This is a genomic window from Pseudomonas arabinosi (assembly GCF_047758675.1).
In the GTDB taxonomy this organism is placed as follows: Bacteria; Pseudomonadota; Gammaproteobacteria; order Pseudomonadales; family Pseudomonadaceae; genus Aquipseudomonas; species Aquipseudomonas arabinosi.
The window spans coordinates 4,631,518-4,644,271 of the sequence record NZ_CP180480.1; the positions used below are offsets into that span (position 1 = coordinate 4,631,518).

Genomic DNA, 12,754 nt, shown 5'->3' on the forward strand with positions numbered 1-12,754 from the left:
CGTGTCTTACGGACACTTCTTGCGACATTTCAATCCTTTGCTATAGCTAACACTCTCTCCCGCCAACGAATGAGGCAACGGAATGTCAGCCGCAAAGAAAATGACAGTGGGGCAACTGACGATGTTGACAGCCGTCAACATGTTGGGCTCCGGCATTGTGCTGCTCCCCACAAAACTTGCCGAAGTCGGCGGTATTTCCATCCTTTCCTGGCTGATCACGGCCACCGGTTCCCTGGCGCTGGCCTATGCCTTTGCGCGCTGCGGGATGCTCAGCCGAAAGACCGGGGGCATGGGCGGCTATGCCGAGTACACCTTCGGCAAGGCGGGCAACTACATCACGAACTACACCTATGGCCTCTCGCTGTTGATTGCCAACGTTGCGATCAGTATTACGGCGGTCGGCTATATCCAGGAACTGTTCCACATCAAGCTTGATTCACTGCAAGTGGGTCTGGCGACCATCGCTCTGTTGTGGATCACCACGTTCGCCAACTTCGGCGGCGCGCGGATTACCGGCCGGATCGGTGCGATCACGGTCTGGGGTGTGATTGCGCCGGTGGTGCTCGTATCCACCGTTGGCTGGTACTGGTTCGACAGCAGTGTCTACGCCGCCGGCTGGAACCCCCACAACATGGGCTGGTTCGAAGCCGCAGGGGCATCGGTGGCGATCACCTTGTGGGCATTCCTCGGTCTGGAGTCGGCGTGCGCCAACACCGATGCCGTGGAAAATCCGGAGCGGAACGTACCCATTGCGGTACTCGGCGGCACCCTCGGCGCTGCGGTGATCTACATCGTCTCCACCAACGTCATCGCCGGTATCGTCGATAACCCGGAACTGGCCTCCTCCACTGCACCGTTCGGGCTGGTCTTTGCCAAGATGTTCACCCCTCTGGTCGGCGACATTGTGATGGCCGCGATGGTACTGGCGTGCATCGGGTCGCTGCTGGGCTGGCAATTCACCATTGCTCAGGTCTACAAAAGCTCTGCGGACACCGGTTATTTCCTGTCGATCTTTGCCAAGTCCAACAAGGCCGGTACGCCGATTGTTGGCATGCTGGTGCTGCTGGCCGTGCAGACGGCGCTGGCTTTTCTCACCATCAGCCCTGACCTGAGCAAGCAGTTCGACACACTCGTCAACCTCGCGGTGGTCACCAACCTGGTGCCCTACATCCTCTCCATGGCCGCGTTGATGACTATTCAAAAGGTCTCCAACGTTCCGGCGGGCAAGGCGCTGATAACCAACATCATTGCGTGGGTCGCAGCGGCTTACAGCTATCTGGCGCTGTACAGTTCAGGCGCGCAGGCATTGATGCTCGGTGGCGTGGCGACCATCTTCGGATACACGCTGTTCGGCTTCGTCAACAATCGCCTGATCCGTCTCGAAGCGCTCAATAACAGCGTACCAACACAAACCGTCAGCGCTCAGCACATCACGGGCGAGGCGGTGCCGGTCAATAACTTGCAAGCAGTAAAAGTGGAGGCTTAATCATGACGGAATATAGACACACGCTGGGGATGCTGACGCTGTTGGTCAGCAGCCCGCTAGACAAGCGCACCGTCTTCGGTCGTGCCCTGACTCAGTTGGTCCATGATGTAGAAGAACGCGCCGTTCACGTGCTGGCGTCGGAAACCCTGAGCGACGCCACGTCGATCCTGCGCTCGGACCCGGCCATTCAATGTGTGCTGCTCAGTTGGGAAATGGACAAAAGCGAAGACCATGAGGAATGCATCCAACTGCTGGTCAGCCTGCGTGAGCGCAACACCCGGGTGCCGGTTTTCCTGATTAGCGACCGCAGCACCGCGTCGAACATTCCACTCGTGGTCATGCAGCACGCCGACGACTTCATCTGGTTGCCCGAGGACACCAGCCGCTTCCTCAGCGGACGCATCCTGGCGGCCATCGAACGTTATCGCCAAGCCGCACTCCCTCCCATGTTCGGTGCGCTGGTGAAGTTTGCCCGGACTTATGAGTACTCGTGGCACACCCCAGGACATGCCGGCGGCACAGCGTTTTTGAAGAGCACCGCGGGCCGCGCCTTCTATGAGTTTTTTGGCGAAAACCTGCTGCGTTCGGACCTGTCGATTTCAGTCGGTGAACTCGGTTCGCTGCTCGATCACAGCGGCCCCATCGGCCAGGGCGAGCGCTACGCCGCCAAGGTGTTCGGCGCCCACCGCACCTACTACGTCACCAACGGCTCGTCGATGTCCAACCGCGTCATCCTCATGGCCAGCGTCACGCGCAATCAGATCGCCCTGTGCGACCGCAACTGCCACAAGTCCGCCGAGCATGCGATGACCCTGTCCGGGGCCATTCCGACCTATCTGGTGCCGACCCGTAACCGCTACGGCATCATCGGCCCGATCCTGCCGCAAACCCTGAGCAGCGACGGCGTGAAAGCCGCTATCGCCAGCAACCCGCTGGTCAAGCAAGGCATCGACCCGACACCCGTCCACGCCATCATCACCAACTCCACCTACGACGGCCTGACTTACAACGTCACCCGCCTCGAAGAGTTGCTGGGGCAAAGCGTCGATCGTCTGCATTTCGATGAAGCCTGGTACGGTTATGCGCGTTTCAACCCGCTGTACCGCGAGCGCCACGCCATGCACGGCAGCCCGGACGACCACGACGACTCGAAGCCGACCGTGTTCGCCACCCAGTCGACCCACAAGTTGCTGGCCGCCCTCTCCCAGGCCTCGATGATTCACGTGCGTAACGGCCGCAACCCGATCGAACACGGGCGCTTCAACGAGTCGTACATGATGCACGCCTCGACGTCGCCGAACTACGCAATCATGGCTTCGTGCGACGTCAGCTCGGCGATGATGGAAGCGCCCAGCGGGCAAATCCTCACCACCGAATCGATCGAAGAAGCCATCAGTTTCCGCCAGGTCGTCTCGCGCATGCACAACGAGATGCTGAGCAAGGATGACTGGTTCTTTACCTGCTGGCAGCCGCCGACCGTGCAGGTTGGCGCGGCCACCGTGCCGTTCCATGAAGTCGACCCGGTGCTGTTGAAAACCGAGCCGAACTGCTGGGTACTGCACCCCAACGCGGTATGGCACGGCTTCGGTGACATCGAAGAAGGCTACTGCATGCTCGACCCGATCAAGGTCTCGGTGCTCAGCCCCGGCATGGGCGACGACGGCAACCTGCTCGACTCGGGCATCCCGGCTTGTGTGCTCACGGCGTACCTGGGACGTCAGGGCATCGTGGTCGAGAAAACCACCGACTTCACCATTTTGTTCCTGTTCTCCATCGGCATCACCAAAGGCAAATGGGGCACCTTGCTCAATGCCCTGCTCGACTTCAAACGCGACTATGACGACAACGTCGAACTGGAACTGTGCCTGCCGGATCTGCTGGCCGCCAACCAGACTCGTTACGCCGGCATGGGCCTCAAGGACCTGGCCGACGAAATCTTCGCCGCCATGAAGAAACACAAAACCACCGCCAACATGGCCCAGGCGTTCGGCACACTGCCGAAAGCCGAATTCAGCCCGGTGGAGGCTTACGAAAAACTGGTCAGAAACGACATCGAACGGGTGACACTCGAAGAAGCCGCCGGACGTATCGCCGCGACCGGTATCGTGCCGTATCCACCGGGCATTCCATTGCTGATGCCGGGTGAAAACGCCGGGCCTGCGGACGGGCCGTTGCTGGCGTATCTCAAGGCGCTGGAAGCCTTCGACAAATCCTTCCCGGGTTTCACCCATGACACCCATGGGATCGAAAGCGAGGGCGGGGTTTATAGCTTGCTGGTGTTGAAATGAGCTAGCGCCTGTACGTGCAGCAAAGTCAAAAAACGGGCGCCTTGAGGGCTCATACTTGTCAGTTAAGGCGTAAAACCTGTGGGAGCGAGCTTGCTCGCGATGGCGGCGCAACATTCAACATCAATGCTGACTGACCTGCCGCTATCGCGAGCAAGCTCGCTCCCACAGAGTGGGGTTTAAACCCTCACATTGCGCCCCGGCAACGACGATCGCTGGCTGGTTTCCCAATCCGGGACCAGACCGACGGGCGCATCGGACGCCGGCAGCATGGTGCGCCCACGAACCAGATCGGAGGCCCGTTCGGCCAGCATGATGGTCGGTGCGTTGAGGTTGCCGTTTGGCTCGGTTGGAAACACCGACGAGTCGATCACCCGCAAACCCGCGATGCCCCGCACACGCAACTCGGAGTCAACCACTGCCATCTCGTCCTCGCCCATGCGGCATGAGCCGCAAGGATGGTAAGTGCTTTCCAGGTTTTCACGCACGAAGGCGTCGATTTCTTCGTCGGTGTTCACCTGTGGCCCGGGGGCAATCTCGCCGTCGCGGAAGCGGTCCATCGCCGGCTGGCCGATGATCTCGCGAGTCAGACGAATGCAGCGGCGGAAACCTTCGCGGTCTTCTTCGCGTTGCAGGTAGTTGAATTGAATCTCTGGATGTTCGTAAGGGTCAGCGGAACGCACCCGAACATAACCGCGACTTTTCGGTTTGTTCGGCCCGGTGAGCACCATGAAGCCGTGGCCCTTGATCGGTTTGTTACCGTCATAACGCATGGCCGCCGGCAGAAAATGGAACTGAATGTCCGGCCAGCGCAGGCCCTTGTCCGAGCGGATGAAACCACCGGCCTCAAAATGGTTGGTGGCGCCGAGTCCGTCCTTGAACAACAGCCAGCGCAGGCCGATCAACAGTTTGCTCAGCGGGTCCATTTTGCTATTGAGCGTCACGGGTTCCTTGCAGCCGAACTGGATGTACACCTCAGCGTGATCCTGCAGGTTCTCCCCTACTCCCGGCAGGTCATGACGCACGCCGATCCCGGCTTTGCGCAAGACCGCGGCCGGGCCGATACCGGAGCGTTGCAACAGGTGCGGCGAACCGATGGGCCCCGAGGAAATCAGCACCTCACGGTTGCAGTAAACCTGATGGGTCTGGCCATCGTGGTCATACATGACGCCGACGGCTCGCTTGCCTTCAAGGATGATCTGACGGGTCATTGCATGGGTGATCACGGTCAGGTTCGGACGTCCCATGGCCGGGCGCAGGTAAGCGTTGGCCGTGGAGCAGCGCACGCCGTTTTTCACCGTCATGTGCATCGCGCCAAAACCTTCCTGCATGTAACCGTTGCAGTCCTCGGTCTTGATGTAGCCCGCTTCTGCGCCCGCCTCGACCCAGGCCCCATACAACGGGTTTTTCATGTGATTGCCGTTGGTGGTGTGCAAGGGGCCGGTGCCGCCGCGATAACCGTCACCGCCCTCCTCGTAATGCTCGGCCCGTTTGAAGTAAGGCAGGCAATTGCGATAGCCCCACCCCTCTGCACCGAGGGACTCCCATTCGTCAAAGTCATAGGCGTGACCACGGATGTACACCAGGCCATTGATCGACGACGAGCCACCGAGCACCTTGCCCCTTGGGCAGTGAATGCGACGTCCGTTGAGGAACGGCTCCGGCTCGGTTTCGTAGCGCCAGTTGTACTTCTTGGTGTTCATCGGGATCGAAAATGCACTCGGCATCTGGATCACCACACTGCGGTCGCTGCCGCCGAATTCCAGTACCAGCACGGAGGTGGCCGGGTCTTCGCTGAGGCGGTTGGCCAACACACAACCTGCCGAGCCGGCACCGATGATGATGTAGTCGTATTTTTGCGTAGCCATGATTATCTCCGGGCCGTTGATTCGTTGAAAACGTGCAACGAAGGCAGGGGCAACTTGTCGCCGGTGGTGTATTGCGGGGATGTTTTTTCGATGTGCTGGATGACGGCTTCTTCGCGCTTGAGGTCGATTGAACGGCTGAACCAGTAGTAGACCAGCCCCGACACGATCAGCCCGACCAGCCAGGCGATATCGATGCTGCCGAGCGCTTTGGCGAGCGGGCCGACATACACTTCACGCTGCTCGACGCCGTCGTAGATGTAGAAGAACGGGATCATCGAGATGAAGCCGATGGCATACGCCGCGATGCCGCGCAGGCCCCAGCTGCCATAGATGTTGCCGTGCGGCATGAAGAAATGCGGGATGGCGTAGCGGCCTTTGCGGACGAAGAAGTAGTCGGTCAGGTTGACCGAGGTCCATGGCACCAGGAAGTACAGCATCACCACCAGGTAAATGCCCAACACTGACAGGCCTTTGCCCGAACTCTGAATGCTCAGGGCCACGCCCAGTTGCAGCAGGATCACGAAACCAATCGCCAGAATGCGTGCCTTGCGGGTCGGTTCGATGTGCTTGATCGAGTCGACGCAGGTCAGCGTGGTCAACTTCGCACTGTAGATGTTCATGGCGATGACCGGCAGGAACGCCAGGATCGTGACCACCACTACCACGGTCCCCATCAGCGGCGACACCGTGTTACCCACTTGCCCAAGGGCCACCAGCACGTCCGTGGAATGCAGGTGATCGGCCAGCCAGCCACCCACGGAAATCATCCATGCGCCGGACAACGAGGCACCCAGGAACACCACGGCGATCAGTTTGCCGCTGGAGGTGTTCTTCGGCAGGTAACGCGAATAGTCGGACACATACGGGGCGTAAGCGATGTTGTAACTCGCCGCTGCTGCGAACTGGGCAATGAAACCGGTCCAGTTGAAGCCCAGCGGCGCCGGGGCCACTTCACCGGCCGCGAGTACCGGCACCGCGGCATCGGGAACCCAGCCCATCAGCACCGCCAATGTCACCAGGCCGTAAAGCGGAAGCGACAGGTACAACGCCCATTTGAAGCTGCGGTGCATCCAGTCATGCCCGAGGATTGCCAATACGGCCGCCGGTATCGTCACCGCCACCGCGATCACTGCGGGGTTGAAGCCGAATAGCGTGTGCAGCCCCTGCATCATCAACACCAGGTTCACGATGTTGAAACCGGCGAACACAAACAGCGTCGCCAGCAGCACCAGGATCACACCGCGATAGCCGAACTGCGCACGGGACTGGATCATTTGCGGCAGGCCAAGGTGCGGGCCTTGCGAGCCGTGAAACGCCATGAACAGCGTGCCGAACATGATGCCCAGCGTGCCGGCCAGTGTGGTCCAGAGCGCGGTCAGGCCGACGCTCGGGCCAACGAAGCCGATGGTCATGGTAAAGAAGGTGAAATTGCCGAGGAACCAGAACGGGCCCTGGCTCGACAGTTTGTCGGTGCGCTCGTTCTCCGGGATGAAGTCAATCGAATGGCTTTCGACGACGGGTTTGTCGTCCAGGACCGACACGCTCAGGGCTGACTTGGCGTTAGTGTTCATGATGGTCTCTTATTGTTGGAAGATCATGACGAGATAACTGCGTTGTTTTGGGTGAACGCCCCTGTAGGAGCGAGCTCCCACAGGGATTGAGTCAGCCTTGACTCAGGGAAGTGTGATCCAGACCGCCTTGGTCTCGAGCAGATAATCGAGCTGCTCCGCGCCCAGGTCCTTGCCGAATCCGGACTGTTTGTAGCCACCGAACGGCATCGACGGGTCGAGGGTGCCGTGGGCGTTGACGTAGACCGAACCCGCTTTCAATCGTGGGATCAGGCTGTGCACCTTTCCAAGGTCATTGGAATACAGTGCGGCCGCCAGGCCGTAAGGCGAGTCATTGGCCAGGGCCAAGGCCTCTTCTTCATCGTCGAACGGTGCGGTGACCAGCACCGGACCAAAGATCTCTTCCTGGACAATGCGCATGTCGTTGCGGCAATGGGCAAAAATGGTCGGCTCGACAAAGAAACCGGGCCCCTCGACAGGCTGGCCGCCGTAGACCAGTTCGGCGCCTTCTTGCTTGCCGGTTTCGATGTAGTCGGTCACTCGCTCCTTCTGCAACGCCGAGACCAACGGGCTGATGAAGCAGTCTGGATCCAGACCCGGTGCGATTTTCAGCGTGCGGGTGTAGGCGATCAGTTCGCGCAGGAATTCGTCGTAGACGCTGCGATGAACATAGGCGCGAGTACCGGCATCACACACCTGACCTGAGTTGAAAAACACGCCGTTGGCAATGGCCTGGGCGGCGGCTGGCACGTCGGCATCAGCCAATACGATTACCGGTGATTTTCCTCCGAGTTCGAGGGTTAGTCGCTTCATTTCGTCCAGCGCGGCGCGGCCGACGGTACGGCCGACCGGGGTCGAGCCGGTGAAGGTGAGCTTGTCGATACCGGGGTGCGTGGCCATGGCCGCACCGACCACGCTGCCGCGTCCGGTCACGATGTTGATCACCCCGTCCGGGATACCGGCTTCCTGCACCAGTTCGGCAAATCGCAAGGCCGACAGCGAGGTCAGTTCGGCGGGTTTGACCACCACGGTGCAACCGGTTGCCAGCGCCGCGCCGAGCTTCCAGGCCATGGTTTGCAGCGGGAAGTTCCAGGGCACGATGGCGCCGACCACACCCACCGCTTCCTTGCGCGTATAGGCCAGGTAATTGCCCGGCAGCGACGGCTCAACGGTGCGGCCATGCAGCTTGGTCGCCCAACCGGCGAAGTAACGCAGCGTATCGACGGTGCCTTGGATATCGACGTCCCGCGCGAAGGCGACTGACTTGCCCATGTCGATCGATTCGATTTCCGCCAGCTCAAAGGCGTTGCTTTCAATCAGGTCCGCCAGGCGTTGCATCATCCGCTCGCGTTCCGCCGGTTTGGCCTGGCGCCAGGCGCCACCGTCAAACTGTGCGCGAGCGGCTTGCACGGCGCGATCCAGATCCTGTGTGGTGCCCATCGGAATACGCGTGATCAGACCCTCGGTCGAGGGCTCGATAACATCGGACGTCTGCCCGTCGCTGGCCTCGACAAAGGCGCCACCGATAAACATCTTCTGAACCTTGCTGAGGAAGGTCTGGGTGGCTTCGGATACACCAAATTTCTGGAGATACTGCTTAACGATCATGTCCATTTTCATTCCCTCTGTGCGGCGCTCAGATCACGCCGTGGCCGTGGTGGTTTCACTCATGGCGTTCCGTGCTTGAGCCCGCTCGTGGAAGATGAAACCGATGCTGTTGAGCAGCAGTTGCGCCGCCAGAATCGAGGTCATGCCGGAAGGGTCATAGACCGGTGCAACCTCGACCAGGTCCATGCCAACGATGTTGCCTTGGCTGCGTTTGGCCAGGGCCTGGATGATTTCCAGCACTTCGTAATAAAGGAAGCCGCCGTGACTTGGGGTGCCGGTGCCAGGGGCGATGGACGGGTCGAAACCGTCGATGTCGATGGTGATGTAGTAGTTGATGTTCTGCGGGATCAACGCCAGCACACCTTCGACGCCGAGGCGGCGCACATCACGGACCGAAAGGATCTTCGAGCCGGCCGCGTGGGCGGCTTCATAGTCATCGCGATTGGACGACGACACGTTGCGGATGCCCATCTGGGTCATGCCAACGATGTGGTTCATTTCGGACGCGCGGCGCAGCGGGTTGCCATGGCCGTAGCGAACACCGTGGCGCTCGTCGACGAAGTCCAGGTGCGCATCGAAGTGGATGATGTGGATCGGGCCGCGGCCCTCGAACGCCTTGATCACCGGGGCGTGAACCGAATGATCGCCACCGAGTACAACCGGCATGACACCGGCATCCAGAATCTTGCGGACGGCGTACTCGGTGTTCTCGTTACTGGTGACCATGTCGGTGTGCACGATGTCGGCATCACCTACGTCGACCATGCGCACGTCGGCGGCGGTCAGGTACATGACGTCATCTTCGTGGTCATAGGCGCCGGCATGGCCGAAGGAAAACAGGGTCGATGCCTCACGAATGCCGCGTGGTCCGAAGCGTGCGCCGGAACGCCACTGGGTGCCCATGTCGTTGGGCACGCCGAGGACCGCCACGTCCGCATCCAGTGCATCCCAATCGGTGCACACCGGGGATTTTCCAAAGGTGCAGTGACCCACGAATGGCAGGTTCAGGCGACCGGATTCATAACCGTTGTTCGACATTTCAGGCATCTCCAATTCTTGTTATCAGCTAGCGGACTTGGAAGGCGACCGCCGTTGGAATGACTATGGGCGCAGGTTTTCGTGGAAAAAATGCTAAACATCAGATACTCATATCGGCATTACCGATGCATCCACACGCAGGAGGTTCAAGGTGATCCAGCTGCACGATGTCGATCTGAAATTGCTCAGGGTGTTTGCCACGATTGTCAGGTGCGGCGGTTTCTCTGCCGCGCAGGCGGCGTTGAATGCCGGCCAGTCAACCATCAGCGAACAGATGACTCATCTGGAAACCCGGCTGGGGGTCAAGCTCTGTCAGCGCGGGCGCAGCGGCTTTCGTCTGACCGAGCAAGGCGTGGCGATCCACGAAGCCACTCAGCGCCTGCTCTCGGCGGTCGAGAATTTCTGCATGGACGCCGACGTGCTCAAGCAGCACATCAGCGGCAAGCTCAATCTGGGGATCATCGACACCACCATTACCGACCCCGATTCACCGCTGCCGCGCACCACCCAGCGCTTCGTATCCAGAGGCCATGACGTGCACCTGAACGTGTACGTGGGCACCCCCGCCGAACTGGAAGAACGCGTACTCGACGGTCGACTGCACCTGGCCATCGGGCATTTCCCGATTCACGTTCCGGGGCTGTTGCACTCGCCGCTGTATCAGGAAGCATTGGGGTTGTATTGCGGGCGGCGGCATCCGCTGTATGGCAGCAAGACCGAGGGCGACGAACTGCTCGAAGAGATTGCCGCGAGCCGGATTGTGGTCAGGGGCTACATGCAGCAATACGACCTGGAGCACCTGGGCGTGAGCAAAGCTGCCGCGACCGTGGACAACATCGAAGCACTGGCGATTCTGCTGATCTCCGGCGCTTATCTGGGCTTCCTGCCAATGCACTTCGCAGCCCAGTGGATCAAGACCGGCGAGATGCACCAACTGGCACCGACGAGCCTGCAACTGATGTCGCCGTTCGACGTGATCACCCGACGCGGCACTGCCCCGCCGCCGATCCTTCAGGCGTTCCTTGAGGATCTGGCCGCCTGTTCGCGCACCACCGGCACCACCTGACAGACACGGCGCGTGCCGGTCATACTCATTCTGTTTCGCAACCCATGCAGGCCACCTATGCGCATCCACGTCACCTTCATCGACCGCGTCGGCATCACCCAGGAAGTGCTGGCCCTGCTCGGTGGACGCCGTTTTAATCTGGATGCCGTCGAGATGGTGCCGCCCAACGTTTACATCGATGCCCCGACCCTCGGCGCCGATGTGCTGGAGGAGTTGCGTGAGGCCTTTCTCGGCGTCCAGGGCGTGCAAGCGGTGACGATGGTCGACATCCTCCCGGGGCAGCGCCGACGCTTGCAACTCGATGCCTTGCTGGCGGCCAGCACCGACCCGGTGTTGGCGGTGGATGAGCGCGGACATGTGCTGCTCGCCAACCCGGCGCTGATTTCGCTGTGCGGCCGGGAGCCCGCCGGTGAACCGCTGACGGCACTCTTCGATGATCCCTCCTTACAACAGACGTTGATCGAACACGGTTATCGCCTGCCCATGCACGAGGTCAGCCTCGCAGGCCAGACACTGCTGCTGGACGCCATGCCGATCACCGATGCCGGCGCCCTGCTGACCCTGTATCACCCGAACCGCATCGGTGAACGCCTCTCGGCGCTGCATCATGACCATGCCGAAGGTTTTGATGCGTTGCTGGGCGAATCGCCGGCGATTCGGACCCTCAAGGCCCGCGCCCAGCGTGTTGCAACGCTCGATGCACCGTTGCTGATTCAGGGCGAAACCGGCACCGGCAAAGAGTTGGTGGCGCGTGCCTGCCACGCGATCAGCGCCCGGCATGACTCGCCCTTCCTGGCCCTGAATTGCGCGGCACTGCCGGAGAGCCTCGCCGAAAGCGAGCTGTTCGGCTATGCCGCGGGCGCCTTCACCGGCGCACAACGGGGTGGCAAACTCGGCCTGCTGGAACTGGCCGACCAAGGCACGGTGTTCCTCGACGAGGTCGGTGAAATGTCGCCCTACCTGCAAGCCAAGTTGCTGCGCTTTTTAAGCGATGGCTGCTTCCGTCGAGTGGGTGGCGATCGTGAGGTCAGGGTCAACGTGCGGGTCCTCAGCGCGACTCACCGTGACCTGGAAAAAATGGTCAGCGAAGGCAGCTTTCGCGAAGATCTTTTCTACCGCCTGAATGTGCTCAATCTGCAAGTACCGCCGTTGCGCGAGCGCGGCCACGACATCCTGTTGATGGCCAACCACTTCATGCAGCAGGCTTGCGCGCAGATCCAGCGTCCGGTCTGCCGACTGGCGCCCGGGACCTATCCGGCGCTGCTCGGCAACCGCTGGCCGGGCAACGTGCGACAACTGCAAAACGTGATTTTTCGCGCCGCCGCCATTTGCGAAAATCCGCTGGTGGACATCGACGACCTCGACATCGCCAGAACGGCCGTGGAGCGGCGAAACGACGGTGAGGTTGGCAGCCTGGAAGATGCCGTCGAATCGTTTGAAAAGAACCTGCTGGAACAGCTCTACAGCAGTTATCCGTCCAGCCGTTTACTCGCCGCCCGCCTGCAAACTTCCCACAGCGCGATTGCCGTTCGGTTGCGTAAATACGGAATTCCGAACAAGCAATGAAGCCAATGCCGAAACACAATCCCATCACCAACACTTAACCCCTGTGGGAGCGAGCTTGCTCGCGATGGCGGTATGTCAGTCACCATTGATTTCGACTGATACACCGCCATCGCGAGCAAGCTCGCTCCCACAGGGGAAATGCATCAAGCACAAATGTCTGCAAATCGATACACCGTATCGAATTCAAGACAAAACCCTCTCGACCTGTCTGGCCCGGGCTTCACCCCTTCCTCACTGAGTTGCCGTATTGATTTCAATACAGACACGCT

The 12,754-nt window shown here is 60.4% G+C and carries 8 protein-coding genes; 4 read left to right on the plus strand and 4 right to left on the minus strand.

Going from position 1 to position 12,754, the window contains the following annotated elements; translation table 11 throughout:
- Positions 1-82: 82 nt before the first annotated feature.
- Positions 83-1,486, plus strand: coding sequence for a putrescine-ornithine antiporter (gene potE / locus ACMXYJ_RS21545; protein ID WP_415756821.1), 1,404 nt, complete (start codon positions 83-85; stop codon positions 1,484-1,486).
- 2 nt (positions 1,487-1,488) lie between these two features.
- A complete protein-coding gene (locus tag ACMXYJ_RS21550; RefSeq protein WP_415756822.1) occupies positions 1,489-3,774 on the plus strand; it encodes an Orn/Lys/Arg decarboxylase N-terminal domain-containing protein in 2,286 nt (761 codons plus the stop codon).
- A 176-nt stretch (positions 3,775-3,950) separates the two neighbouring features.
- Here the strand turns inward: ACMXYJ_RS21550 and betA are convergent, their stop codons facing one another.
- The 4 genes from betA to speB all read right to left on the minus strand — a co-directional run bounded on the left by betA (position 3,951) and on the right by speB (position 9,853).
- Positions 3,951-5,639 (minus strand): choline dehydrogenase, encoded by a 1,689-nt coding sequence (gene betA, locus ACMXYJ_RS21555; RefSeq protein ID WP_415756823.1) that lies wholly within the window; start codon positions 5,637-5,639, stop codon positions 3,951-3,953.
- 2 nt (positions 5,640-5,641) lie between these two features.
- Positions 5,642-7,210: a purine-cytosine permease family protein gene (locus tag ACMXYJ_RS21560; RefSeq protein WP_415756824.1), complete on the minus strand. Its 1,569-nt coding sequence runs from the start codon at positions 7,208-7,210 to the stop codon at positions 5,642-5,644.
- A gap of 102 nt (positions 7,211-7,312) precedes the next feature.
- Positions 7,313-8,821 (minus strand): aldehyde dehydrogenase family protein, encoded by a 1,509-nt coding sequence (locus ACMXYJ_RS21565; protein ID WP_415756825.1) that lies wholly within the window; start codon positions 8,819-8,821, stop codon positions 7,313-7,315.
- Positions 8,822-8,848: 27 nt separating this feature from the next.
- Positions 8,849-9,853 (minus strand): agmatinase, encoded by a 1,005-nt coding sequence (gene speB / locus ACMXYJ_RS21570; protein ID WP_095132840.1) that lies wholly within the window; start codon positions 9,851-9,853, stop codon positions 8,849-8,851.
- A gap of 151 nt (positions 9,854-10,004) precedes the next feature.
- Between speB and ACMXYJ_RS21575 the strand changes: the two genes are divergently transcribed.
- On the plus strand, positions 10,005-10,919 hold the full coding sequence (locus ACMXYJ_RS21575) for a LysR family transcriptional regulator (protein ID WP_415756826.1): 915 nt from the start codon (positions 10,005-10,007) through the stop codon (positions 10,917-10,919).
- A gap of 57 nt (positions 10,920-10,976) precedes the next feature.
- Complete coding sequence (locus ACMXYJ_RS21580) at positions 10,977-12,485, plus strand: sigma-54-dependent transcriptional regulator (protein WP_415756827.1); 1,509 nt, start codon at positions 10,977-10,979, stop codon at positions 12,483-12,485.
- Positions 12,486-12,754 lie beyond the last annotated feature (269 nt).